This is a genomic window from Wolbachia endosymbiont (group B) of Camptogramma bilineatum, assembly GCF_947251825.1.
GTDB lineage: Bacteria > Pseudomonadota > Alphaproteobacteria > Rickettsiales > Anaplasmataceae > Wolbachia.
Map to the genome: position 1 here is coordinate 247,764 of NZ_OX366391.1, position 25,867 is coordinate 273,630.

21 protein-coding genes, 1 other RNA gene and 1 pseudogene are annotated in these 25,867 nt (G+C 33.7%); 14 read left to right on the forward strand and 9 right to left on the reverse strand.

Going from position 1 to position 25,867, the window contains the following annotated elements:
- Nucleotides 1-2 precede the first annotated feature (2 nt).
- The 6 genes from OPR44_RS01285 (at nt 3) to OPR44_RS01310 (ending at nt 10,429) form a co-directional block, all read left to right on the forward strand.
- Nucleotides 3-2,528 carry a TrbL/VirB6 family protein gene (locus OPR44_RS01285; protein ID WP_265015096.1) on the forward strand — a complete coding sequence of 842 codons (2,526 nt, stop codon included), beginning with the start codon at nt 3-5 and terminating at the stop codon, nt 2,526-2,528.
- Nucleotides 2,525-5,449, forward strand: coding sequence for a TrbL/VirB6 family protein (locus OPR44_RS01290; RefSeq protein WP_265015097.1), 2,925 nt, complete (start codon nt 2,525-2,527; stop codon nt 5,447-5,449). Before OPR44_RS01285 ends, OPR44_RS01290 begins: the two co-directional genes overlap by 4 nt.
- Before the next feature lie 81 nt (nt 5,450-5,530).
- Nucleotides 5,531-8,758, forward strand: coding sequence for a TrbL/VirB6 family protein (locus OPR44_RS01295; RefSeq protein WP_265015098.1), 3,228 nt, complete (start codon nt 5,531-5,533; stop codon nt 8,756-8,758).
- Nucleotides 8,742-9,371: a WD_0853 family protein gene (locus OPR44_RS01300; protein ID WP_265015099.1), complete on the forward strand. Its 630-nt coding sequence runs from the start codon at nt 8,742-8,744 to the stop codon at nt 9,369-9,371. Before OPR44_RS01295 ends, OPR44_RS01300 begins: the two co-directional genes overlap by 17 nt.
- 104 nt (nt 9,372-9,475) lie before the next feature.
- Entirely contained in the window at nt 9,476-10,024 is a 549-nt protein-coding gene (gene rsmD / locus OPR44_RS01305) for a 16S rRNA (guanine(966)-N(2))-methyltransferase RsmD (protein WP_264375012.1), read from the forward strand.
- An 87-nt stretch (nt 10,025-10,111) separates the two neighbouring features.
- A complete protein-coding gene (locus OPR44_RS01310; protein ID WP_264377416.1) occupies nt 10,112-10,429 on the forward strand; it encodes a hypothetical protein in 318 nt (105 codons plus the stop codon).
- A gap of 370 nt (nt 10,430-10,799) precedes the next feature.
- On the opposite strand, the gene OPR44_RS01315 is transcribed toward OPR44_RS01310, so the two are convergent.
- Nucleotides 10,800-11,360 (reverse strand): hypothetical protein, encoded by a 561-nt coding sequence (locus OPR44_RS01315; protein WP_265015100.1) that lies wholly within the window; start codon nt 11,358-11,360, stop codon nt 10,800-10,802.
- A gap of 135 nt (nt 11,361-11,495) precedes the next feature.
- On the opposite strand from OPR44_RS01315, the gene OPR44_RS01320 reads away from it, so the two are divergent.
- Nucleotides 11,496-12,104: a superoxide dismutase gene (locus tag OPR44_RS01320; RefSeq protein ID WP_264377414.1), complete on the forward strand. Its 609-nt coding sequence runs from the start codon at nt 11,496-11,498 to the stop codon at nt 12,102-12,104.
- 1 nt (nt 12,105) lies between these two features.
- Nucleotides 12,106-13,380 (forward strand): M16 family metallopeptidase, encoded by a 1,275-nt coding sequence (locus tag OPR44_RS01325; protein ID WP_265015101.1) that lies wholly within the window; start codon nt 12,106-12,108, stop codon nt 13,378-13,380.
- On the opposite strand, the gene OPR44_RS01330 is transcribed toward OPR44_RS01325, so the two are convergent.
- The 7 genes from OPR44_RS01330 to OPR44_RS01360 all read right to left on the reverse strand — a co-directional run bounded on the left by OPR44_RS01330 (nt 13,377) and on the right by OPR44_RS01360 (nt 17,669).
- The gene (locus tag OPR44_RS01330; RefSeq protein ID WP_264336854.1) at nt 13,377-13,694 is read right to left on the reverse strand and encodes a WD_0736 family protein; all 318 of its coding nucleotides are present in this window, start codon (nt 13,692-13,694) and stop codon (nt 13,377-13,379) included. The two genes, OPR44_RS01325 and OPR44_RS01330, sit on opposite strands and share 4 nt — an antisense overlap.
- Nucleotides 13,695-13,798: 104 nt before the next feature.
- Nucleotides 13,799-15,010: a tRNA guanosine(34) transglycosylase Tgt gene (tgt, locus tag OPR44_RS01335; RefSeq protein WP_265015102.1), complete on the reverse strand. Its 1,212-nt coding sequence runs from the start codon at nt 15,008-15,010 to the stop codon at nt 13,799-13,801.
- The gene (nuoE, locus tag OPR44_RS01340; RefSeq protein WP_010402402.1) at nt 15,011-15,511 is read right to left on the reverse strand and encodes an NADH-quinone oxidoreductase subunit NuoE; all 501 of its coding nucleotides are present in this window, start codon (nt 15,509-15,511) and stop codon (nt 15,011-15,013) included.
- Nucleotides 15,512-15,607: 96 nt separating this feature from the next.
- A complete protein-coding gene (locus OPR44_RS01345) occupies nt 15,608-15,919 on the reverse strand; it encodes a hypothetical protein (protein ID WP_265015103.1) in 312 nt (103 codons plus the stop codon).
- 180 nt (nt 15,920-16,099) lie between these two features.
- A complete protein-coding gene (locus OPR44_RS01350) occupies nt 16,100-16,834 on the reverse strand; it encodes a hypothetical protein (RefSeq protein WP_265015104.1) in 735 nt (244 codons plus the stop codon).
- A gap of 8 nt (nt 16,835-16,842) precedes the next feature.
- Nucleotides 16,843-17,100 carry an ankyrin repeat domain-containing protein gene (locus tag OPR44_RS01355; protein ID WP_265015105.1) on the reverse strand — a complete coding sequence of 86 codons (258 nt, stop codon included), beginning with the start codon at nt 17,098-17,100 and terminating at the stop codon, nt 16,843-16,845.
- Entirely contained in the window at nt 17,061-17,669 is a 609-nt protein-coding gene (locus OPR44_RS01360; RefSeq protein ID WP_265015106.1) for an ankyrin repeat domain-containing protein, read from the reverse strand. Before OPR44_RS01360 ends, OPR44_RS01355 begins: the two co-directional genes overlap by 40 nt.
- 577 nt (nt 17,670-18,246) lie before the next feature.
- Between OPR44_RS01360 and OPR44_RS01370 the strand changes: the two are divergent.
- Both OPR44_RS01370 and rnpB read left to right on the forward strand, forming a co-directional pair.
- Nucleotides 18,247-20,476: pseudogene (locus tag OPR44_RS01370) on the forward strand (hypothetical protein).
- 157 nt (nt 20,477-20,633) lie between these two features.
- An RNA gene (gene rnpB / locus OPR44_RS01375) (RNase P RNA component class A) lies at nt 20,634-20,983 on the forward strand.
- Nucleotides 20,984-21,338: 355 nt separating this feature from the next.
- Here the strand turns inward: rnpB and OPR44_RS01380 are convergent.
- Nucleotides 21,339-22,109 carry a response regulator transcription factor gene (locus OPR44_RS01380; RefSeq protein WP_010406882.1) on the reverse strand — a complete coding sequence of 257 codons (771 nt, stop codon included), beginning with the start codon at nt 22,107-22,109 and terminating at the stop codon, nt 21,339-21,341.
- 323 nt (nt 22,110-22,432) lie between these two features.
- Between OPR44_RS01380 and OPR44_RS01385 the strand changes: the two genes are divergently transcribed.
- The 4 genes from OPR44_RS01385 (at nt 22,433) to OPR44_RS01400 (ending at nt 25,865) form a co-directional block, all read left to right on the forward strand.
- Nucleotides 22,433-23,410, forward strand: coding sequence for an NAD(P)H-dependent glycerol-3-phosphate dehydrogenase (locus OPR44_RS01385; protein ID WP_064085646.1), 978 nt, complete (start codon nt 22,433-22,435; stop codon nt 23,408-23,410).
- A gap of 76 nt (nt 23,411-23,486) precedes the next feature.
- Nucleotides 23,487-23,912, forward strand: a complete 426-nt coding sequence (locus OPR44_RS01390) for a phosphatidylglycerophosphatase A family protein (RefSeq protein WP_010406878.1) — start codon at nt 23,487-23,489, stop codon at nt 23,910-23,912.
- Nucleotides 23,902-24,693 (forward strand): GNAT family N-acetyltransferase, encoded by a 792-nt coding sequence (locus OPR44_RS01395; protein WP_064085647.1) that lies wholly within the window; start codon nt 23,902-23,904, stop codon nt 24,691-24,693. The genes OPR44_RS01390 and OPR44_RS01395 overlap by 11 nt, the downstream gene beginning before the upstream one ends.
- Before the next feature lie 35 nt (nt 24,694-24,728).
- The gene (locus OPR44_RS01400; RefSeq protein WP_007302010.1) at nt 24,729-25,865 is read left to right on the forward strand and encodes a hypothetical protein; all 1,137 of its coding nucleotides are present in this window, start codon (nt 24,729-24,731) and stop codon (nt 25,863-25,865) included.
- Nucleotides 25,866-25,867: the final 2 nt, after the last annotated feature.

Below are 25,867 nucleotides of genomic sequence, written 5' to 3' on the forward strand. Positions count from 1 at the left end.
AGATGTTTGAACATTTGAGCAACCAAAACTTGGTTAAGCTATGCATAAGTTTTGTGATACTCTTTTTATTATCTGGGTGCGGGTGTATTAAGCCAGAAGATTCATCAGGCTTGCGTGAGAAATTGGATATAGTATCAACAGAGCAGAAATGGGTTGATTCTGGAGTCTATATTTCGGATAAAATAAAAGTAACAGAGATTAATATAGTGCCTAATAAGGTTAATTTTTGTTCGCAATATAAAGATTTTGCAATTGAACCTGGAGTAAGAAACGTTACATTACCGTTTGCGCTTAAAGCTGGCGATGCGATAAGCTTTAGTGTTGTTGGAAGTAAAATGTGTAAAAACAATAATGGCATGGTTACCTATAAAAAAATTGACGAGAGTTGCGGTGAAGGGGAAAAGGAGTATTTTTCACATGTTTTAAATCAAGAGAAGTGTCAAGGTGAAATATGTCCTAATAAATATGAAATAGGCAATGCACAATGGTTAAATGGAAAAGAGTACTGGTCTTCAGAATTAGATCAAAGTGAAAGAGAGGAAATTAGAAATGTCATCGACTCTATAAAACAACAAGGGAAAAATGTAGACTGTAGCAAGCTTTCAGAGAGCAGTGCAAGTAAGATAGATACGTACGTTCTAAATCTTGCGTGCCAAAATATATGTTATTACTTTGGTCAAAATTGTGTTGAAATTGAATCTAATACTATAGATGGCAATAAACGTAATGTAGCTAAAAATCTTGCCAACGAACTAGCTGTTGGAAAAGTAAGTAAGGAAGAAGCTATCAAGAAGGCTGTAGATGGTATAATGGGAGTGTTAGATGATAGCAACATAGCTAAAGGACACAGCGATAGTTCAGATGGTGAAAAGGATAAAGTAAATACAGAAAAAAATACCAAGGGAGCTGTGGATGATATAAGAAAAAAGAAAATGAAGAGGATAAAGACTTACATTCCATCATTAAAGGTGTCGATAGGAGGAAAGGAAAGTTTTGAATATGTAAGGAGTGATGGTATACGAACTAACTTTGATCATAAGATCAAAGAAAACTATGATAAGGGTACAGAGTTAGTATTTACACTTAAAAATGCTAAAGAAAAGAGTGCTGGTAAAGGGGGATATAATATAAGGGTCACAAAGAGCCATAGTCTAGCAAAAAACTTATATATACATGTTTCTGATAAGTTTCCTGAGCACAATCCTGGTGAAACTCAGGGAGATATACCTATAGACATTAGCAAAGTTTATAATACTCAATATATGGAAGGCTTAAAAGAAAAGCTAAAAGACAAGAGTGGCACTATATATTACGGAATAAGAGATCATGGCTGTGATTATAAGAAAAATGAGGGTCAGTTTAGCATTAACCTTACAACTAAAGAGCCACCTGTAAGAACTTTTAGTGCGATATATAATTTTTTTGATGAAAAAGTAAAAACTGCATTTTTCGGTTCTAGCTACAAAGACACTAACGCGATTCACTCTGATACTAGCCCTGTGAAGTCTCTTTATCAAAGTTTTGTAGCATCAAATAGAACAAATACTATCAGATCTACAATAGTGTCGTTATTAGTATTATATATAGTTTTATACACCCTTTATTACTTTTTTGGATTGTCTCATGCTTCTACATATGAATTTTTAATTATATGTGTAAAGATAGGAGTTATTACCCAATTGCTGAACGATAACAGTTGGAGTTTTTTTTATAACAATGCATTTTCTATTTTTGTTAATGCTCCAAAACAGTTAATAGAAATAGCAGATTTCAGAGGTACAACATCAAATGTTTTTGAATTTCTTGATTTACCGCTCAATAGGTTTTTATCAGCACACTCAGTGTTACTAATAGTATCTCTTATATTCTCTGGTCCTTTGGGTATTGTATCGTTTTGCTTGGTGATTTGGGGTTTGATAACAGTGAGCTTATCGATGTTTAACGCCTTATTTTCTTTTATCACATCTATAGCAATAGTTGCATTATTGCTTTCCTTGGCGCCTCTTTTTATTATTTGCCTTCTATTTGGATATACTAGACAGATGTTTCACAATTGGGTCAAAAATTTAGCAAGATTTGCAATTCATCCGGTGGTGCTTTTAATTTTTATATCATTAATAAGCCAGGTTATGGATTATATTGTGTATTCGGTCTTTAATTTTGAGGTCTGCCCTACATGTATACTTAATCTTAACTTAAGGATTTTTAATCCTTGTATTTTTTACGGTTATGCTTCCAAACATGTACCTAATATCACCGCTATGATGGCTTTTGTGATTTTGGGACATGCCATGAAAGCTTTAGTTGAAGCATCTTCAACAATATCTGATTCGTTGTTTGGTGTTTATGTAGCAAGCGAACCAGGAAGGCAATATCAGCAAAGCTTAATGGGAACAGTAGGTTTAGATGAACAAAGTATCCAAAGAAGAGCAGGTCAGCAATCTGGTACACCAAGTCGAAGACCTCAAATACCACAATCAGCTCAAAGATCAGCACCTAAAATACCGACAAACACAGGAAATCAATGATGAGCAGAAAATCATTATTATTGATACTATGTCTTGTAATTACTGGCTGCACAATGGATTGTGTTGAACCTGGGTTGCAGAGCAGAAATACTAGTGTCAGTATAGATGTTCCAGTGCGTGAAGCTGGCGAAGGAGTTAAAATTCATTGGGTTGATTCTGGTCAAGTAATTAGCAAGGATGAGAAAATCAAATTTACTCTTGGTGGGTCAGTAAATTTTTGTCCTCTTAAAGAAGGGAAAAATCCAAAGAGAGTACTTGTGCCTGCTGTATTTTGTGCTAATGATTTAATACCAAATTACAGTAATAAGTTAATTGATAATGCTAGCCTTGATGAACGAGAAATATGTGGGGATATAGGCTTTGGAAATAATGAATTCTATAGCAATAGACGTTATGTAGATACTGGAATTAAAGCAAATCCTGGTGATACATTAAGGTTTAGCTTAGTTCCTAGAAAAATGACAATTAATTGTGATAAATTAGAAGACCTTAAAGGAAAGGTTATTTTTGATGACGATTATTACAAAAATAAGGATAGTAAGGCTAGCGCAGGAGAGGTATGTAAAGGAGGTAAGTTTTTTTATAAAGATGAGCAAGATAGCAAAAAGGAATTTGAACTTGATCGACTAGATAAAAGGAAAGATAAAGATGGGAAAGAAGAGGATCAACAGTATAGATACTTGGTTGGTAATGGCTACACTCCATATGATAATAAGGTACATTTTAATAAGGATTATATTCAAAATTCATGGATAAATGGCGCATTGTTAGATTTACGACGAACTAAAATAGGACTGAATGAATTATGTAATGGGAAAAGGTGTGATTTTAATGAGCTGAACAAATACAGTTCTTATGAACTTAATTGTTACTATCATAATATATGTTACAACGCAAAAGGTATAGGGGAGAATTGCGTCTCTTCTATAAGGCATGAGAAGTATGATAAAAGAAATACATGTGACATGTATTCTCACCTTAAACGTATTGAGGATGAACTAAAAGAGATTAAAAAAAATAAGAGGGATTCTAAGCAGATTGACATTAATTTAATATCAAATTCTAAATTAAACTTCAAAGAGGACAGAGAAGATATTTCTTGGGCTGAGGCTCTTGTTGCAAAAGTTGGCGATCTTAATAATCAGAATACTGCTAAAGGTATTCAATGTTTTCCAGAGAGAAAGGGTGCAAAAGGGGATAATGTGTGTTCGCAAATTGGTGATAATTTTGAACATTTTTCTTTGAAATTAAATCATGATTATAAAATAGATGAAAAAGATATAATACCTGGTAGTAGTGTGATGCTTGCTATAGCAAGTAATGGCAACTACCAACTTCATAGAGGTGGATATCATGTTGCAGTGACTAGATCATGTAACTTCGATAGTGGTGAAAAACTGTATATGTACTTGGGTGATAGCCCGCCAGGAGATCCATCTGTTCGAAAGACTAATAATTTCAAAAAAGTAAAGAAATTAGATAAAATAACAGAGGATAATGTAGACTATTACATAATAGATGGAAGTCATTTGGTAAATGAAGAGTCTAAGAAAATATATTTTGGTATTAATGTAGAAAACGTAGAGAAAGATGATATTACGGATAAAGATAGCAAATATTATGAAGATAACAAATACACAGTAAATTTATTTTTAAAAAGAAAAATAAACGATTTTATTTCATCAACTGTAAACAAGATTTTTGATTTCATAACAGACGGGAGTGAAGACGGAATTAAAATTCCATATGAAGGATATAGAAAGGGGCTTCTACAAGGAATAAGAGCTTTGCTTATTCTATACGTTATATTTACTGTTGTTGGCTATATGCTTGGAACAATACAATTAAGTAAATTCGATTTTATTATAAGAATATTCAAAATAGCATTTATAGCTTTTGCTTTTAGTGATAGAAGTTGGGAATTCTTTGGTACAACTTTGTCTGGGCTTTTTGTTGATGGTAGCATTTATTTAGTTGATAGTTTTTCTGGCTATATAGGAGAAGGAGGTAAAAATTTTGCATTCTTAGATTTAACAGCGGGAGTATTATTTACAGGAGAAACATGGCTGAAATTTTTGTCTTTAATGCTATCAGGACCTTTTGGCTTTATTGCATTTTTGGCAATACTTTATGCTACTTTTGTGTTTTTAAGATGCATTATTAGTGCTACGTTTAAGTATGTAATATCTACTGTTTTAGTGGCATTTTTATTGTCATTGGCACCTTTATTTATCGTATTTATTCTATTTCAACAAACTAAAACATTATTTGATAATTGGATAAAAACGCTGGCTCATGTTTCATTGCAACCAGTCATTTTATTTTCATCCTTGTCTCTTTTAAACCAGTTAATGTATTCAGTTCTATACAACCTCACAAATTTTTCTGCATGCTATCAATGCTTAATTAGTGTAAATTTTTTATCGTATGATCTGTGTCTTATGAAATCAATATTACCTCTTGGGTATAGTCCTGGTACTAGTGTTGATGTTGCGCTCAGTACTGGAGAAAGGGCTGTTGGGCACTTTGCAGCATTACCTATAGATCTAATCCAGGCATTTATATATCTCATCATTGCTAGTTCAATGGAAGCTTTTGTTTCTATATCAGAAACTATGGCGCAGGCGTTGTTCAGCTCTGGTTATGGAGTTGCTCAAAGTGTTAGTCATATTTCTAGGAGCGCATCACAAGCTATGCTGTCAACTGTTGGCCTTGATGATAGAACCCAAAATATGATACATAACATCAAGCAGGGAATGAGTAAAGATCGTAGCAAAATTGAAGCTAAATTGCCTGATACACCAAAGCAAGCAGATGGGAAAGGGAGTGCTGGCAGAGAAATGAGCAAATCTGAAACACTAAGCCAGCCAGATAAGCAAAAGGATTCTGATAAAACAAAAGGACAAGTCAAGGAAGATTGATGAGATATATGGAGTAACTAATTAAAAAGATATTTGAAGTAAGGTTTTAGAAATTTATTCTGTATTGGAAAAAGTTTAGGTATGCAATCACGCTTAGGCAAATGTTGGTTTAGGTTATTAATTTTGGTAATCTGTGTTCTGGTTACAGGTTGTAGTAAGAATGATATGCCTTTTCCAAGATGTATATCTGCTGATTATTTTGGTCCTGAACCCATTGCAATTGGTGCTCATTTTTCAAGAGATCATGATGCTTTTGTTCCAGAAGATGGAGAAATTATTGATCCTAATACTGGCGAAATTAATTATGGTTTTCACTCTAATCAAGTGGTGAAGTGGAAAGATACTGGATTTGAAACCAATGGAGATAGTTTAGTAGTACGAGTAAATGGTGCATGGACATCTTGGAGTAATAATAATAAGAAAGAATCTAAAGGTAGTTATAATTTGCAAAGCTTGGAACAGCTAAAATATGCGACTAAGTTTGAAGGTAAACAAGGCGATAATAGTCTGCCTGACTTTCACTTAGTTTGTAATAATTATAAACCTAGCATACAAAAATTTTCAAGTAAGCCTAAAGCAAGTTGCACTGTAAATTGCAAGTGCATTAATGAAGATGATAGCGCAAATACAGTATCACGTGGTGCTCCATGTTGGTTTACCAACGGTCATGGTGCTTATCTTTTGTTTAAAACGGGGAAAGATGATCCTAACGAAAATCTAAAGTTAATGCGCGATCCTCAATATCCTACTGTACATCTAGGTTACAATTCCGTAGCGGAAGATGGAAGTGGACTTTTTACTTTAGACAGAGATAACACCACATTACAGGACAGGAATTGTAATACGGTGAGGTTAGAAAAAGGATGGAAAATATATGTAAAGATATTAGATAGATATTATCTAGATAATGCAGGTGGCTACTCTTTTGAATTTTTGAGCGGAGTGCAGAAACCAAGTAACTTTGGATTTTTTGATTACGTTTATAACTATCTAAAATGTGTATTATTGATTAACGAAAATTGTAAAAAGCATTTTGATAGCAATGATCCTGCAGCTGCACAAGCGATGTTTCAAAATATAGCTGAAAAAAGTACGAGCTTTCACAATTTTGTTCTTTCCTTGCTTGTTCTATTTATAGTGATTTCATCGCTTCTTTATCTTTTTGGAATGATAAGAGAAACTAAGCATGATATGCTCATCAGAATGATGAAAATCACTCTAGTAATAGTGCTTATATCTCCTGGAAGTTTTAGATTTTTCTATGATCATTTTCTTGTTTTATTTGTTAAAGGTCTTGAACAATTGATAAGCATAATTACTAATTTTGCTCCCAACATGAACACCGGAGGTAATTCAAACGTTGCTCAAGGAAATGAAGCTAAATTGTTTAGCTTCATGGAGGATATGTTTGATAAGTTTTTTGCTTACTCTGTTTGGAAAAAGTTTGCAGCATTTTTACATTATCAAATGTGGGCAAGTCTCCTTATGATACCGGCAATTTTTATAGGGATTGTCTTATATTTCCTGCTGTGTATGTATGCTTACATAATATTCCTTTCTGGTTTTATGGGTATAGCTTTTCTTGTAGCTATAATGCCGCTATTCCTAATCTCTATTTTATTTTCACCACTGAAAAGTCTATTTGAGGGTTGGATAAAATTCTGTATTAGTTTCTGTTTGCAATCAATTATGATATTTACCCTGCTGTCATTACTTGCTGCGATGACAATGAATACCTTTTATAAACAGTTAGGCTTTACTGTGTGCTATAATAAATGGCTTGAAATAAAGTTATGTGCTCCAAAATGGGTATTTGGTGGTTTTTGTATAATTGATAAAGAATACTTTAGCTGGACTCCAGGGCAAATTTTTGTACCTTATGCTATTGGAGAGGCTTCTCCATTGAACGTAGATAAGAATATAGAAGGTATAGAAAAACTAAGCAGAATAGGTGGTACAGTAAAGTTTACTGGTGGCGCTGGATATATCCCTCTTCCACCAGATTACATTAATAAAGGTTTTCGTTATATAGATTACCCTTTCTTGAACCCAGTGCCTGGTACTGAGAAAAATCCAGCAGACCATTATATAGCAGAAAGTGATATAGTAGTTGATGCTAATTGTAGTGAAAAAGATCTAGTGCGTCTAACGAATAGTTTATTACATGCATCAGAAAAGGCTGATATCTTATTGTTAATAGATAATATAGATAGTAAGATAAAAAAGCGTTATTGTCAATCTCAACAGCATGAAGAAGAGTGCAGAAATTATGAGAAAATAATAGGCGATTACAAAAAGGGTATCATTCGACCAAATTCAAAAAGTGAAATAAAGTCTTTAGTGCAAGGTGTAATTACGCAAAGTGTAAGCTGCCAATCAGAGAATTTTTATGATATAAATCAAAACTATCAAGAAAATAGTGATTACCAAAGGGTGCAAGACATACAGAGAGGTTATTTAATCAACGCAGGAGAGATCTTTGTATTGTTCTTGCTTTCGTTTTTGATGTTTTCTTTGAAGGAGTTTGTACAACAGATGGGCTCAAGCATTGCCGGTGGTGGGTTTGGTGTTTACAATATATCTAGTATGTATCAAGCATCACCTGTGACTGGTTTAATGCAGGGATTAAAACAACAGATGCAAGATAAAATTGGTGGAGGGCTAGAGTCTTTAGGTAATTGGGCTACTCATGTGCCGGACAGATTAGCTGGAGGTACAGCTAATTTGCTAGGTAGGATACCAGGAGTTGGGGGTGTGCTGAAATATTCTATTAATGTGCCACGTAAGCTTGTAGGTGCTACTATTGAAGCAACAAAATTTGCAACATCACCTAAAAATGATGTTGATAAGCTTGAGGAAAAAATCTACAGGGCGTTTGGAATTGATAAAGAAGATATTGCACATAGAAGAATTGATAAATATTTAGAATATTATAAAGGATATGTAGGATCACATTTGGGCTATACAATAGAAGATGCTATGAAGTTTACTTGGGAACATGGTCTCGACTCTATAGGAATTAACCCTGCTACAGGAGAAAAGGATGGTTACCAGCATAATCTACTCTATAGAGCAAAAACATATAGACGGGAATTTCTTGAGAAGCTTCATGACTACACTATTGGCCGCAAGAGAGAACCAGAAGAAGATGAATCATCAAAAGAAAATAAGCCTAATCAATCAAATCGAAAATTAGGTACGGAACCAGAAACCCTAAAAAACACTACAGAAGCTATACGTGCCGGAGAAGATAGAGAGCGTCAAGATAATGAAAGGAATGAGAACATAGAGAATGATGAAGAATCGTAATTTCAAAGGGCTAAGTTATTATGGTCTTCAGCAAGACGAAGATGGTAATATCAAGTTAAACGATTACAATGATGTTTTAAATGCGCGCAGAGCGAGGGTAGATTTGTTACTAGATAGCACTAAGCAAGGTGATGTTAGTCTTTCAAAGCTAAATAAAGCTCTGAATGAGAGACTTATAGATGATAAAGGGCTATCGTCAGAATTTGACAAAGAAGACAAAGAAATTGCACAGAAGGAGCTTAAGATGTTATCTATTTTAGACGATCTTGATAATCTTGCAAACATTGAAAGTGAAGATCTATTAGAGGTTAGTTTGTTACTATCAGATCTTAGTTTTATAGAGAGAAATATTGTGTTGAATGCCGATCAGAGTTCTGATCTAATAGGGTTCAAAAGTCTATTTATAGAAAAAAAAGCATCTGGTGAGGAATATAGTGATGAAGAGTGTCACAATTTCCTCGATAGTATAGAGAAAATCAATACTTTAATTAAGTTAGAGTTAGAAAGTAGAATTGAAGGGATGGGTCATGATGAAAAAAACAACCATGATGATTTACAAGACGAGATTGGTCGTGCAATCAGTATAGAAAATAAATCAAAGAAAAGCGATTGATCTTGCGTTCCTCCACAAGCAACCTTCTTTCTATTAGACTGCTGAAGCTATGTTGAAATTAAATGTGTATTATAAATAATTAGTTAACTTCGAACTTGTTTTATATGTTACGTGTTATTGCGGGTAAATATCGTGGAAGAAAAATAACTACAGGCAAGAATTTAGCTGCACGGCCCACTATGAGTAGTGTCCGAGAAGCAATATTTAGTATACTTTCTTCAAGAAAACCTATTTATAACCTAAATGTACTTGATTTATTCTGCGGAAGTGGCTCTTTTTCATTTGAAGCACTTTCTCGAGGTGCTAAACATGCATTCATGGTAGATGCAGATTATTACAATTTGCAACTGCCTAAAAAAACAGCAGAAGATTTTGGAATTACGAACGATATCACGTTAATTTGTTGCAATGCTAACGGATTACCAAGACCTATTTCAAAGTGCGATATAGTTTTTATGGACCCACCTTATAATATCAATCTGGTTAACTCAACTTTAGACGAGTTAGCTCACTCAGGCTGGTTAAATGATAATGCGTTAATAATTCTAGAAATGAGGAAAAATGAAGGTTTTGAGTGCAATAAAAACTTCAATATAGTTGTGGAGCGTACCTACGGTATTGCAAAAATAATTTTTCTTTCTTCACTCACTTGAATTTCTTTTGTAAACATCTATAGCTAAGCTAAGTAAGATTTTTCCGAGGACTGAAAGAAAAAATCAATTCGTTTTGGTGGGAATAGGGTGTGTAACAGCAAATCAATACGAGTTGATATACTAGAAGAAGCAGTATGGAAAGAAGTGAAAATGGTACTCAAAGAACCAGAGGCAATGACAAAGGTTAGACTTTTAAAATATGAAAATAAGCAGGCAAAGGATGAGATTGAAAAGCGTGCAAGTAAAATAGAACAAGGTATAGAAAGATTAGCTTATGTATATGCAAGGGGTCATATAACGAAGGAAAAGTATGACTTAGAAGTTGAGAGCATGGAAAAGGAGTTAAAGGAATCAGAGATCAAAGGGAAGAAGCTATCGATGAAAAGAGGCTACAGAAAGAATTAGATTTTATCACAAACAGTGTAGAAAGTTTTTCCTCTGAGAGAGCTTAATCAAGCAGACTATGAAACTAAACTTGATATAATAAGAAAATTAGTTCAACGCATTGAAATTGATGATGATAACGTGCATGTAGTGTTTCGGTTGAAAGAACTCGCTCGAAAGGGAGTGTTAAATAAACTGTGTCAAACCGAGAAGTAAAGTAATAAATTGATAAAATGGAGGTTTGACACAGTTTATTTAACACTCCCCAACATTCTATCGGGATGCCAGTGTCAGCTACTTGCATGACATCCTCCTTCTATAGGTGTCTTTATCTCGTCTACTTTATTTTGCCACACAGATACAATGGTTTCACATGCACTTGGTAGGCTATCTATTTTGAAAAAGAAGGACCACCAACACCTTCAGCGTTTGCATCACTAAACTTGCTTGCCACTTTATCAATAGCCCAAACGAGTGGTGTAACAACAAGCGCAGCAGCCCAGATGACAGCACTAACAGCATAACTCAAAACTGTGTTAACAAACTGAGCTAATGCATTACTATGGTCCCATGCCTTACCTGACAACATGGATGAATAATCTATCAACGATTTTGTACTGTACTTAAGATCAAAACTATCTACTACTTTCGCTAACCCTTTTGCCGGCCAATATGACAAATACGCCAATGCTAGATATAAAGTTTGTAGAACTACATGAGTTAATGCCCAAACAGCAGTACAAATTATACCTAAACTTCCATTTTTCCTACCACCTAAACAAACTTGACTAGATTTAACACCAGAAACTGCATCCTTCACTGGCCCAATAACACTATTAATATAATGAACGGATTTATAGAAACTATTTTGTGGAACTTCACTGTTATTTTTTGCAGCAGGAACAGTTCCATATTTAGCATACCCATTAAAATTCTTAAATAAACTTGACATATTACCCCTCTAAAATAAAAACATAATTATCTTATCAGTATAGATAATTTTAGAATAAATGCAATCACTACCTAACTAAATTATCTGTTGCGCAAAAGCACATATTACCATACCATCGAAAATAAAGAGGTCAGCATGAGTTTTACTTTACCTGAGTTGCCGTATGATAAAACAGCTTTAGAGCCTTATATATCTGTAAAGACACTAGATTTTCATTATGATAAGCACCATAAGGGATATTTAAATAAACTCAACGAACTGGTTGAAAACACAGATTATCAACATATGGAAATTGAGGAATTAGTGACGAAAGTTCATGGAAATAATAATACAGTTCCTATTTTTAACAATGCAGCACAAGTTTGGAATCACACTTTTTATTGGAATTCAATGAAAAAAAATGGTGGTGGTAAGCCTCAAGATGGTGGTCTTCTAGCAAAAAAAATTCAAGATGATATTGGTGACTTTGACAAATTTTGTGAAGAATTTTCAAATTATGGAGTAAGCCAATTTGGTAGTGGATGGGTGTGGTTAGTGCTTGAAAAAGGAAAACTCAAAATCACTAAAACTCCAAATGCGGATCTACCGCTAATTTATGGCCAAGTGCCACTACTTACTATGGATGTATGGGAGCATGCATACTATTTGGATTGCCAAAATCGCAGAATTGACTACATAAAAGTTTTTCTTGATCATTTGATCAATTGGGATTTTGTAGAAGAGAATTTAAAGAAGAATATATAAGATGAATATACCACAAGTAACAAAACTAGATAATGGTCTGCGCATAATAACTGAGCGAGTGCATGAAGTTGATTCCGTAGCTTTAAATATACGAGTTGGTGTTGGCAGTAGAGCTGAAAGTGCAAGTCAAAATGGAATATCTCATTTCCTAGAGCACATGGCTTTCAAAGGAACAAAGACAAGAACTGCTTTTGAAATTGCAAAAGCTTTTGACGACATAGGTGGAGCCTTCAATGCTTGCACCGGTAGAGAAAGTACAAGTTATTACGCAAAGGTTCTTAAAAAAGATATAAAGACTGGCATTGATATATTAATAGATATATTAATGAATTCTACATTTCCAGAGGATGAATTGGAACGCGAAAAGGGTGTTGTAATACAAGAGATTTTTCAAACTAATGATTCACCGAGCGATATCATTTTTGATAAGTATTTTGAAGCAGCTTATAAAGATCAACCATTTGGTAGGTCAATCTTGGGTACGCAAGATACTGTCAAATCTTTTACTCGAGCTAATCTAGATAACTACATAAATGAGCATTACTTTGGCGAGAACATTATATTTGCTGTTGCAGGAAATGTTGAACATGAGGAAGTTGTTCAATTAATCAAAGACTTTCTCTCAAAGATTCATTCAAGAGAGCTGAAAAAAAGCGAGAATGCAAGTTATACCGGTGGTGAGTATTTAGAACATCGTAAATTAGATCAAGTACATTTATTAATTGGTCTACCTAGTGTTTCTCGTGATGATAATAGATATCACACATTCAAAGTTCTTGATGCCATACTGGGAAGCGGAATGTCATCACGCCTATTTCAGGAAGTAAGAGAAAAGCAGGGTCTTGCTTACTCCATTTACTCATTCAACTCTAGTTATGCTGATACAGGAATGCTCTCCATTTTTGCCGGTACAGATAGCAGTAATCTAGATAAGCTTTTAAAATCCATAACGACAGAGCTAAAGAAATTGTCCACAGACAATCTGAAGGAAGAAGAAGTAAATAGAGTAAAAGAGCGAGTAAAATCTCAAATTTTAATGTCACGCGAAAGTGTTAGCTCGCGTGCTGAAACGTTAGGACACTACTACGGCAACTATAATAAATACATCAGTAAAAACGAATTAATAGAAAAAATTAGTGCTGTTACTATTTACGATATAAAAAAAGCAGCAGAAGAATTGCTATCTCAGCATGAAAAAATTACTTTAGCTGCGATTGGAGAAATTAATTCACTGCCAAGTTACGATAAAGTGGTTTCTATGCTTAGTGTACTTTAGTTATGTTGCTTATGCTCACTAAAAAGTTCAATGAATGGTTGCAAAATCCTTTCTATAAAAAGTTTGCTTTCTGGTTCATCGCGTATACCACTAATCATTTTATTGAAAGTTTTTTCGCTGTTTTGTAAAAATAAATAGCTTTCTACTGATTGCACAATAGACAAGGCAGTTAAAATTCCTCCTATCACTAAACAAGAAGCTATAGCAGGTACGGTACCCACTGCAATTCCAGTTGCGATTAATGATAAACCAGCTAAGAGTGTAAAGGCTGAAACGCAAAACGCTATTTGATGTTTTTCTTTATTTTTAACCATAAATGCCTCACAAAAATTATATTTCTAGTATATCCGTATATATAATGTACTGTCAAGTTTTTAAAGAAGATTAAAAAATGCAACGCACATGTGCAAAATATGAACTAGGTATATAATTCACAATGCAGCGGTATTTCACTAATCCAATTATTTTTTTCCTGATCTAACCTATCATTCAATATTGCTTGTCTTATTGATTCCATCAACTTATTCATGAAGAAAACATTGTGAATGGTAACGAGTGTATAAGCCAGCAACTCTTTAGCTTTCAGTAGATGGTGTATATAGGCTCTTGAATGTTTTCTGCAAGTAAAGCACAAACAGTCATTTTCAATTGGGTTATCATCTAGTTCGAATCGTTGATTTCGCAAATTAATATGCTCTTTGCACTTTGAAGAAATAGAATCTCTATTTTTTACTTTAACAAGCGCGCCACCATGTCTTGCGAGGCGAGTTGGATGCACGCAATCAAATGTATCAACTCCAAGCTCTACTCCACGAAAAATGTCTACAATTCCACCAATACCAAGCAAATGAGTAGGCCTATCTTTTTTTAAATGTTCCATAATAAAGGAAACTACATCATACATCTGCTCTTTACTTTGACCAAGCGATCCACCTATTGCTTGACCAAAAAATGGCAAATCGTTGATAAAATCACAACTTTCTCTACGCAAATCTTGATACACTCCGCCTTGACTAATTCCATAAAGCACCTGTTTGCCATTATTATTTTTTTTAAATTCATTTAAAGAACGTTCAGCCCATCTATGGCTCATGAGCATCGATTTCCTTGTGTACTCCTTGCTGACGTGAAATGGAGTACATTCATCTAAAACTAAGATTAAATCTGCACCTAATTTTTGTTGAATTTGTATCGACTTTTCAGGAGTTAGACAATAAGTTTTACCATTTATGTAAGAACGAAAAATTGCCCCATCCTCGTTAATTTTGATCAGAGTTTTTTGTTTCTGTCTTACTCCCTTTATCTCTTCTGAAACTGATCCGTGTCCTAAACTAAATATCTGGTATCCACCAGAATCAGTGAGCATTGGCCCACTCCATCCCATCATCTTGTGCAAGCCACCAAGCTTTGCCACAGTATCCTCTCCCGGTTGGAGCATTAGGTGATAGGTGTTGGAAAGTATTATCTGAGTACCTGCTTCTCTGATTCTCTCGATATCTGCAGCTTTAATAGCAGCTTTGGTTGCACAAAATATAAATGCTGGTGTTTCTATACTTCCATTTGGAGTTTTGATCGTTCCAACTCTTGCAGAACCTGATTGCTTGGTTATCCTAAACGAGAACTTTTCCATCTATTTACTTGAAAGTTCTGCTATGATATTTTCCACTTTTTCAGGAGTGAGGTTTTCATAAAAATCGTTATTGATCTGTACAACAGGGGCATTAACACATGCACCAAGACATTCAACTTCCTTTAAAGTAAATAGATTATCTTTAGTGGTTTCACCGATATTGATTCCAAGCTTCTTTTTAAAGGTACTTAAAACTTCCTCGCTATTGCATAACCAGCAAGGAGTTGTTCTACAAACTTGTATTAGATATTTACCTACTGGCTTTAAATTATACATGGTATAAAAATTTGCCACTTCATACACGCGAATATGTGGAATATGAAGCATGTCAGCAACGTAGCGCATGGCAGATTCAGGAACCCATCCGCATTGTTCTTGTACTAGATACAGTAAAGGCATAACAGCGCTTCCTTCTCTACCTTTAGGATACATCTCTATAGACTTTTTTGCTTTGCTAAGATTGTCTGGTGTAAAACTAAACTGCTCTTCTTTCTCTTTCATCTAATAAGGTTCATGTAAATCTCAACAAATTATACTTGAAGAGTTAACAATTGCAATTAGACTTCTTGCATAATCTAAGACCTCTGTAAACCAAGCTTAGTATAATCCAATTTGACGTACCTTATTATTTTTTTTACTTTGTAATTGATCTACATGAGAAACTTTTTCACCACTTTGTAATCTTTTTCCCTGTAAAATTCCTGCAGGCCTTTCAAAGTACCCACGTTCAATAGCATTGTAAACTGAGTAACCACCAAATAAGCAATTTTTTCCTATTTCTTCTCCACAATCTTTTAATTCTTTCAACCTCTCTTGATCTCTTACTTCTACCTTTATCCAGTCTTTATTTTGCTTATCAGGATATAACCTAACGTCTAACTCTCCCTTAGTGGTAGGGAAAGTCAACACTATATCACTATCGTCCGCAAGATTGGTGTAATTCCTTATACCATTCTTTGTTATAATTGCTACCTCACTTTTACCAATCTTTATTATATCTCTTTCATAGTCTATGTTGCCCTGAGCTCGCCTTAACTCACTAGCTTTTTCTGTGAGCCTTGCAACATTTATTATACTATCTTCGGAATATTACGAGTATAAAGTAGTGTTATCTATTTTTGCATTCTTTACCATACCATTAATAACTGCTCCTTTTATAACTTCCATAAAATCTAGGGTACTCTCTAGATAATCTAGATAAGCTTCTATCATATTTTCTTTGTGCTCTTTAAATTCAGATTCTAGTGTATCAATTACTTTCATATTATCTTTATTATATAACACTGCCCCTATTGATACCAACTTGCATACTATCTTGCTTGCAACTTCAGGATTCTTTCCTAACTTACCAATCCTTTCCATAACACAATCTGTAAAATTACGCTTCTTATCTTGAGAAAATCGTCTATTAATCCTTCCTCCTGAGAGAATAGCCTCATTTACAACTCCTTCTAGTTCATCCATATTTTGAGCTTTAGAAACTTTATCTAAAAATTCTTTTAGCTTTATCTGTCGATTCGGCGGTAAATTACTCCATAAATCCCTAGAATAATACTCCTTCTCATCATAACTTGACCATTGTAAATTGATTGCATCTGCTTTCAAAAGTAATCTTTTTACTTCAAATTTATTTGCTCTTTCATCAGTACCTGAACGAGCAAAAGAATCAAGATTTTTAGCATTTTGATGCACCTGCAACTCTCCTTCATTACTTCGAAGATTCAAAACCATTCTTAGATCTTGATCATTCCCAAAATCATCTAAGAATTCTTGTAGATCTTCAACAACTGAATCACCTTCTGAGTTATTTACTATATCCAACAACTTTCTTCTCAAGCCCCCTGTCTCTTAGTTAAAACGTAACCTGAACCATCTTCGAACCAGTCTTTTGTTTCCATTATAGAGCGTAACTTATCACTCAACTTCTCTCGCTTATAAGTCACAAAGTACTTTTCAATATGTTCATGATGATTATCACGTGCAACTTGCAGAGGAGTTTTTCCTTGTTTATCACTTTGATCAGAAATAGCTCCTTTCTCTAAGAGTAAAACTACGCCTTCAGAACAACCAACACTAGCAACATGATGCAAAGGCGTTTTTTTTCATTATCTTCTGCATTAAGGTCAGCTCCCTTTTCTAAGAGAGCAGCTATACTATAAGGTCCAGTAGCATAGTGTAATGGTGTCCTTCCTTTATCATTCTTGATATTAGGGTCAGCTCCTGCTTCTAAAAGCAAACTTACGGCACAATCATATTGTTTTCTTGCCCAAGCCATACTTGATATTATGTGCAATATCGTCAAACTAGACTCTCCCCTTTCACAATCAAGAACGGTTTTTAGATCTTGATTATCTTTATTATTTAATAAAAACTTTTGAAGTTGTCGGTAACTATCTCCTGCACTCAAAGATCTCATTGCACTAAAAATAGATAGCAATTCCTCATCTAACTCTTCTTGACTGTCTGTCAACTCAGTTGTAACAAGCCACGCACACATTAAATTATCAAACGAGCCTTTTGTAGCTTCAGCAATATCTACCAAATGACGCCTATCAGGAAACATGAATAAACTTTTAATCAGTTCATATTCATAATCCTGTTGTAGCTCGTTTTCTATTCTACTTTCCTTATTAGAATCTTGCCCAGTAACTTCTGGCATATTTACTCCTCACTTTATAAAACCGAATGTAATTATAACAAATAAAGCTAATGCAAGCTAGCTTTCTACTACTTCTTGTATAGTTATATCACTAACACGTAGCGGGATTATAAACATTAAGAAATTAACTAGATGGAAAAAAGGCAAAAGAATCCCCTAGTAGTGAGTTTTAATAATGGAAATTGGCGTTGTAATAATGTGCTAACAAGCGCGATTTGGCTGAATGTAGAAAAAATAAAAAAAGTCGCTATAATTTTATGTAATTTGCCAATAAATATCTGAGTTTTTTTACTGAATTTTCTTGTTAAATCTGCAGAGATTAAAAACAAGGATAAATACTCTTACTGTCATGATAAGGAAGTTGGGACAATTTGTAAAGGAATTTCTGTTGTCAACAAGCTGCTAAATTTATTATATGGTTTCAAAGGAAACATATTGTCTATGGGAAATCTGCGTTTATTAGCGTATTATCTTAGAGTACTTAAAAATTAATTTCTTAATTTTGGTTAAAATTTTCATTGACATTAACATGCAGGAACAATCATAATAGCATTTTATTAAGATTTTAAATATAATCATGTCTATATTAAGTAGATTATTTGGAGTTAATACAACTATACTGAAAGTTAAAGAAGCGATAGGTTTTAACCCAGCAAATGTAGGGTTGATTGAAGGAAATGGAGTTGCTTATGGACTCAGCTATCAAGATAACGGCAATGGAAGCAGTAGAGTAAAGTTACTTATTAGTCCATTATATCAATCGAAAACATACGAGTGTGATACATGTGTCAACGTAGCAAATGAATTCAAGGGCCAATTATCTCCCACACTAATAGAAAATTCAGCTGAAATAGATAAAGTTGGAGTTATCTTTCCTACAGAAGAAACTAACAAAGAAAGAAAGTGCATCAAAGGCTTAACATTCAACACTTACGAAATTAAGCATTCAACTAATGCTCCCTTAGTTGAATACGTAGGAAAAGTAAAATTATACAAGAACATTGATATAAATAATCATTGCAAATGAAGACAATAGTTACTTTTTACCAAAAGCAGTAAAAGTTGATCATGGTAATATTGTTGTAATTGCTCATAACTTAAAGGATCAAGCTTTAGTTTCTTGGTACTTAGAATTAAAAGTAGATGGAAAGTTCAGAGTTTTACCTGGAGCAAACGGCATCATAGAAAGAAAATTATTCAAATTTGATAATCCAGGGCAATTGGCATTAGATGAAAATACGATGCTTTATGCACAGATGAGCAAAGAGATTATTGGGAAGCCAGAAGCAAGAACAAATATTTTTAAGTTCGATATGGCTAAAGTGGTTAAGGATCTAAAAAGTGGAAAGAAAGATGAATGTTTGCTTAAGAAAAATTGTCAAATAGATAGAGCATCATTTATTATCTCTAGTCCAGAAAAAATAAATTTTCTACAGTATGTGAAACGAACTGAAGGAGATGACCAGATTGCTTTTCTTGCAAAAAAACAATCTTCTAATACGCAAGAATTGCATTTAGCAAGTCTTGTTAAGAGTAGATCAAAATTGAACTTTCCTATTTGTGAATGTGAGGATCCTATAGAACAATTGTATATTAAAGACAATGGCCAAGGAGGTTTTATCGTCACTGCGGTAAGTGGAGAGAGTATTATAACTTTTAATAGAGAGAGCTCTGGAAAATCTTCTGAAGCAACGATAATACCGACAAGCAGTATCAAAGCTCTCAGTGATTTTGTTAATATCATTAACGGCCAATTGATGCCTAGTATTATTTCCAGCAGTACTGTAGCTCCTATAACTGTTACAGAGACGGTTGTGACTTCTAAGAAAACGACGACTGCTGCAATTACTAGCACAACAGAAACCGACACTGTAAAGACTACCAAATTAACAACAGAAGCATCAACTATCATTGTACCAACTTCCACAATGAGTAAATCTTCAACAGAGTCAACAACTCAGGCAAGTACAGTAACAGTGGAGTCAACAACAGTAGCATCAACTACCACTGCACCTACTTCTACAACGAGTAGGCCTTCAACAGAGTCAACAATTCAAACAAGTACAGTAACAGTGGGGCCAACAACAGTAGCAAAAACAACTTCTACTTCACAAACGACCACGGTTGCTAAAACGTCAACTAGTGTGCCTTCGGAAACTGAGACAAGTACTGTAAAATCTACAGCAGCGACTGTTGAGTCAACTTTTACAGCAAGCAGTACTACGATGAGTAAGCCTTTAACAGAATTAACAACTAAGATGAGTACGTCATCAGAACCAACAACAGTAGCTGAAACTATTGCGACTTCACAAGCAACTATGATTACTACAATGCCAACTAATGCGCCAACAACAAACTCAGAGAAAACTATACAAACAGTGTCCACTATATCAAATACTGGAACAAAGGTAACAATTCCTCTGTTCACTACAACTTTACTTCCTAAAACTACTCCTTCACCACAGCCCACTCAGCTTGCTATAGAGTCTAATAGGGCAGGAATGATAGGTGGGTCTTTGGTTGGAGCGATAATAAGTATTGCTGGAATTATAGGATTCATAGCATACAAATATGTTAAGGGTCGTAATGCTGCTCCTGTGTTAGAACTAACTAATTTCAATGATAGAAGGCGATCATCTTCAAGTGGCAATAGCGATGAAGAAATTTTTATCGCTAATAACAGAATGAGACATATATCTATGCGAACTATGGATCAATCTGAAACAGTGCTAAACAGTATATCGGTGGAGAGTAGTAGTCGGTCAAGAAGTAGCTCATCGTCTTCAAGCGGTGGACCAGGATCTTGACTGACTGAGCTAGAGTCTAAAAGTGAAAAAAGCTTATCTTGGGATAGCGATGATGTACCGGAATATCACCTTTAGCTATTTGTCTGAATGTTTTTAGTATGTAGACTGTTAGGAAATTTTCTTTTGCTTTTGTGATTTTAATGTTAAAGTATAATTTCTAGGTGAAATAAGTAGCTGCTGTTGTGTGATAAACACAGCAGAGGAAAGTCCGAGCTCCAAGAAAAGTTAGTGACGGGTAACGCCCGCCGGAGGTAACTCCAGTTATAGGGCTACAGAAAATTACCGCCTAAAATATTATTAGGCAAGGGTGAAAAGGTGTGGTAAGAGCGCACCATAACAATGGCAACATTGGTAGTCAAGTAACCAACACTAGGAGCAAGATTAAATAGAAGTAGATTTTATGTTTTTCTCATATCTACTCGGGTAAATCGCATGAAGTAAATGGTAACATTTACTCCAGATAAATAGCTACATAAACAGAACTCGGCTTATATTTCACCTAGGCAATGCATGAATGTCAGCCATACTATGTAAATGTATCAAACATTTCACATATCCTGTACGCTCAATTTGACTACCTATATTCCTTTTACTTCTTGGCTTATCTCTTTTTTTATTTCCTTTTGAACTTAACAAAGCTTGAATTTTAACCGAGCTTTTCCTTTAACTCGTCATTCTCTATCTCTAAAGCCTTACTTTCTTACCTATAACTTTTTAGCTCCGCTTCCAACTTTTCTATTTTTTGCTGCAAGTCTTTGTAAAGTTCTAAAAGACTAACCATGTTACCTCACTTTTACGATTGGTTTTTATCTTATTTCATCTACCTATTTTGTTGCTTCAATGAATGGGTGAATAAAGCATTTTATGCGTTGTCCTTCACTTGTTCTGCTTGATAGTCACTACTGCTTTCGCTTATATTAACACTAGAGTATTCTTCATCGTCAACATACTCTTTTAGAACATATCCTCTACCCCAAACGGTTTCTATGTGGCTTATTCCATCATTTGCACTTTCAAGTTTTTTACGTAATTTACACATAAAAACATCAACTATTTTGTTGTCTGAAGGTTCGTCCAAGCCATTGTAAAGATGGTTTAAAAACATTTCTTTTGTCAACACTGCTCCTTTACGCAATGCCAGCAATTCTATCATGGAATACTCTTTGTTAGTAAGGTGAACTGTTTTGCCTTTTACCTCAACAATCCTGTGATCAAAATTGATATTCATATTACCAATCTTTATCACTGATTCGGGATGGCCTTTAGTACGTCGGACTATGGCCTTAATTCGAGCTAATAATTCGCTCTTGTGAAATGGCTTGGTTAAGTAATCGTCGGCACCATACCCAAGTCCTTTAGCTTTATGGTTGGCAGCGGAGATACACGAAAGTATTAAAACAGGAACTTTGATTTTTGCACTTCTTAATCTTAACAGTATATCATATCCATCAATATCACCAGGCAGGTGTATATCTAGAATAACTAGATCGTAACAGTCTCCACCCGAGGAAACCATATTATTGTTATAATCTTGTGCAGAAGTAACAACGTCGCAAAAATGTCCATCAGAAGTTAAGGCATTAACTACAGTCCTTGCACTTACTTGATCATCTTCAATTAATAATATACGCATATTTTACACCCCATAAATAATTTATAATTTTAGTAATATATATAACCAAGGAAAGTAACAAATCAAATTTTTATTAATGAATAATAGAAATTACACTTATTAATTAATAGTTAATGTGTCGTTCCAAAATTATACAAATAGATCTAAAATACAATAGATATACTATAATAATACTATTTTTAGTAAATATTGAATAGAAGCTATTTTTATTAAAAGAATACTTAGGTTAATAGATATTTAAACTATTTTATACTTTTATGTTATATTTTTAATTTACTTATTCTACAGTTTTAAATTATAAGTAATCCTTTCAGGAATATTGAGTGGTAATATCAGTTTTAGGTGCTGGCGCATGGGGTACAGCAATTGCGATTTCATTAAGTAGTAAGAAAAATGTAATTTTGTGGACTCGCAATAAGGCCATATTTGAATCAATTAAAGAGAAAAGAGAAAGTGACAAGCTACCTGATTGTCCAATTTCTGATAATGTATCAGTAAAATTAGCTATTGAAGATGCAGTTAATGCTTCAGTAATAATTCTAGCTGTTCCCACTCAGTCTCTAAGGGAGATATGTCATCAATTGAATGATTGTAACCTAAAAAAAAATGTAGCAATAATTTTGGCTTGTAAGGGAATAGAAAAATCTACATTAAAATTACCTAGTGAAGTAGTCAATGAAGTTTTACCTAATAATCCTCTTGCTGTTTTTTCTGGTCCTAGCTTTGCTATAGAAGTTGCAAGAAAATTACCATATTCGATGGTTCTTGCATGTCAAAATGAAGTATTAGGTTTAAAATTAGTATCAGAGCTACAGCAAGAAAATATTAAATTGTACCTTAGTAGCGATGTTATAGGAATACAGGTTTGTGCAGCGTTAAAGAATGTTTTTGCTATAGCATGTGGGGTTGTTCTAGGTAGGTTTGGGTTTAATGCTCATGCAGCATTAATTACGAAAAGTATGAGTGAAATTAAGGCTTTATACTCAGCAAAAGTTGGTGACGGCAATGTAGATATAAATACACTACTTGGACCAGCATGCTTAGGCGATTTGGTTGTGACATGCACATCATTAAATTCAAGAAATCTATCTTTTGGATCTAAAGTAGCTAATAGTAATGGTTCTAGTGCTCAGCAGATTTTATCAGAAGGTAAGTCGGTAATTGAAGGTTTTAACACTGCTAAGTCTGCATTTGATTTAGCAGAAAAGCTAAAGATAAAAATGCCCATATGTGAAGCGATCTATAGATTGCTATATGAAAATACTTCTATAGAAGATACTATTTCTGTTCTTGTAAATTAGTTTTATATTTCGGTATATTGTGAAATTTTTATATAAATTAATATCAACATGGTGGCTATCTGGCACGGTAAAACACATGCCAGGTACTATAGGCAGCTTGGCTGCTTACCCAATTGTTCCTATATTACTCAATGACAGAATTTTAGGTACAGCAATTATTTTTTTTTTATTCTTAGTTGGATTATGGTCTACAGGCAATTATATACAACATTACAAAGCTCCGCATGATCCAAAAGAGGTAGTAATTGATGAAGTAGTTGGTCAATTGCTGACAGTACTTCTAGTTTCAATATTATTAGAACAAGAAATGAATAGCTCTGTATTGTTGGTGTGCTTTTTCTCCTTTAGGTTTTTTGATATAATAAAAGTGTGGCCTATAAATTTGATTGATAAAAATACAAAAGGTCCTTTGGGTATTATGCTAGATGATGTTGTAGCTGCAATTTTAGCCTTTGTTTTTATAGGAGCCTTTTATTGTTTATTGTTGGTTTATGCAGAATAAAAAAATTTGTTATTCAAGCTTAATTATTCAGAACCTAAAGGATTATATACTTTATGCAACGAATTTGTCCAAGTGGGAAATACATGACGAATTTGATAATGTTATATTTACAGTAAATGGTACCAGAGAATCGTTATTTAATTTTGTGTTTTGTGAAGATCAATGTACTGAGCTTTCCATATGCAGAACTCTAGATTATCTCAAAGCACGAAATATAGAAGCAACATGGATAATAAGTCCACGTATAAAAATAGGGGGTATTTTAGAAAAATGCGAAATAAAACACGTTAGCACACCAAAAAAAGTTTTACTCAATATAAAAGATTATTTTTTGCCTGATGATGCTGTTCCAAATTTGAAGTTCAATGTTGTAAATAGTAGTGAGCTCTTAGAGCAATTAGATTTACACACTTCTAAAATTTTTTATCATAGAATTAGTATTGTTAGCACATTTTTTCGCCAATTATCGAATTATGATGATAAGAGCTCAAGGTTAAGATTTTTTCTTGTAATGCTAAATAACGAAATTGTTGGAACATGCGGTCTTTATATTCAAGACAGCATAGCTGGTTTTTATAGCGATGGAGTTTTACCAATTTACAGGGGTCGTGGAATAGGAACTCAAATGGTTCTAGAAAGAATAAAGATAGCTAGGCAATTTGAGTGCAAATACATAGTAGCACATTGCATGAAACCTTCTGTAAACCTTTATAAGAGATTAGGCTTTAGGGTATTGGGCAATCTTCACTTATATACCTCTTCAGTACAATCTCTTTGCTGAGAGGTTACAAATTTTTATATTTGTTTTGGAATACTATGTTTTTTTTGTATGAAATAGTTTTACTACTAATTCTAGTATTCTTCTTTTTCTCATATTCTAAATTAAAAATTAGTAATAAAATTAAGGACTTACAACATCAAAATGTTATCATAAATAATTTAATAGATACTGTGAATGATGGATTTTATATTTGGGACGCAAAAAAACGTATAGAAAAATTTTCTCCCAATTTACTAATTTTGCTTAATACTGTTTTTTATTCATTTAATGAGTTTGTAAATTTTTTTGAGCAATCAGAAAGCTTAATTAAAAGTTTTGCTGAGGCAAAGGAAATAAATAAATCTTTTACTCTAGATTTAAAGTCAAAAGACAGTGAGGTTTATTGCACATGTTATGGTAAAAGCATAATAGATTATTCTAATAATGTGATTGGTGTGTTGTTATGGATAAGGAATATCTCCGATTATAAGATAAAAGCTAATGAACTTGAGTTAGAAAATAGTAAGCTTATGCGAGAATTGGAGAGCTATAAAAAAATTTTTGACTCTTTACCATTTCCAATACTGAAGCACAATAAGAATAAAAAAGTAAGGTTTTATAACTTATTTTATGATAAATATATAGGCAGCTCTAAAAAATTTACTGTTGCGAGTGGCTCCTATAACGTAAAACCAGGAGAGTGTGTAATAACTTACAAGAACGAACCTAAGGTTTTTAATTTTGTTGAAGTTCCAGTGCAAAATTCTAATAGCATAGTAATGTATGGAAAAGATATTAGTGATGAAAAAAAATTACATACTGAGCTAAGCAATTGTTTAGCTGCACAAGAAAGTTTGCTTGAGAAGCTATCGATTGCTGTAGCGATATATAGTAAGAATCAAAAGCTAAAATTTTATAATAATGCTTTTATAAAAACTTTTCAGTTTGATCCAAAATTTTTGGAGTCTTATCCAACTTATCACGAGATTATGCTTCACCTATTTGAATCTAAAAAGCTTTTAGGAAAAAAGGATTTTCAAACTATTAATAATCAAAGACATGAGTTGTTCAAAAGATTACTGGAATCATATGGTGAAACAATACATTTCATGAATGGAAGAACGTTTAGAGTATTAACAATACCCTATGCTTCAGAGGGTCTACTATTTTCTTACGAAGAGTGCCAGAAATAACA

Bases quoted from the DNA above. Each gene is read 5' to 3' on its own strand.
- OPR44_RS01400 (WP_007302010.1), top strand. From the start codon at position 24,729: ATGTTTTTTTTGTATGAAATAGTTTTACTACTAATTCTAGTATTCTTC.
- OPR44_RS01290 (WP_265015097.1), top strand. From the start codon at position 2,525: ATGATGAGCAGAAAATCATTATTATTGATACTATGTCTTGTAATTACT.
- OPR44_RS01395 (WP_064085647.1), top strand. From the start codon at position 23,902: ATGCAGAATAAAAAAATTTGTTATTCAAGCTTAATTATTCAGAACCTA.
- OPR44_RS01380 (WP_010406882.1), bottom strand. From the start codon at position 22,109: ATGCGTATATTATTAATTGAAGATGATCAAGTAAGTGCAAGGACTGTA.
- rsmD (WP_264375012.1), top strand. From the start codon at position 9,476: ATGTTACGTGTTATTGCGGGTAAATATCGTGGAAGAAAAATAACTACA.
- tgt (WP_265015102.1), bottom strand. From the start codon at position 15,010: ATGGAAAAGTTCTCGTTTAGGATAACCAAGCAATCAGGTTCTGCAAGA.
- OPR44_RS01315 (WP_265015100.1), bottom strand. From the start codon at position 11,360: ATGTCAAGTTTATTTAAGAATTTTAATGGGTATGCTAAATATGGAACT.
- OPR44_RS01320 (WP_264377414.1), top strand. From the start codon at position 11,496: ATGAGTTTTACTTTACCTGAGTTGCCGTATGATAAAACAGCTTTAGAG.
- OPR44_RS01285 (WP_265015096.1), top strand. From the start codon at position 3: ATGTTTGAACATTTGAGCAACCAAAACTTGGTTAAGCTATGCATAAGT.
- OPR44_RS01295 (WP_265015098.1), top strand. From the start codon at position 5,531: ATGCAATCACGCTTAGGCAAATGTTGGTTTAGGTTATTAATTTTGGTA.
- OPR44_RS01330 (WP_264336854.1), bottom strand. From the start codon at position 13,694: ATGGTTAAAAATAAAGAAAAACATCAAATAGCGTTTTGCGTTTCAGCC.
- OPR44_RS01360 (WP_265015106.1), bottom strand. From the start codon at position 17,669: ATGCCAGAAGTTACTGGGCAAGATTCTAATAAGGAAAGTAGAATAGAA.
- OPR44_RS01325 (WP_265015101.1), top strand. From the start codon at position 12,106: ATGAATATACCACAAGTAACAAAACTAGATAATGGTCTGCGCATAATA.
- OPR44_RS01300 (WP_265015099.1), top strand. From the start codon at position 8,742: ATGATGAAGAATCGTAATTTCAAAGGGCTAAGTTATTATGGTCTTCAG.
- OPR44_RS01390 (WP_010406878.1), top strand. From the start codon at position 23,487: ATGCCAGGTACTATAGGCAGCTTGGCTGCTTACCCAATTGTTCCTATA.
- nuoE (WP_010402402.1), bottom strand. From the start codon at position 15,511: ATGAAAGAGAAAGAAGAGCAGTTTAGTTTTACACCAGACAATCTTAGC.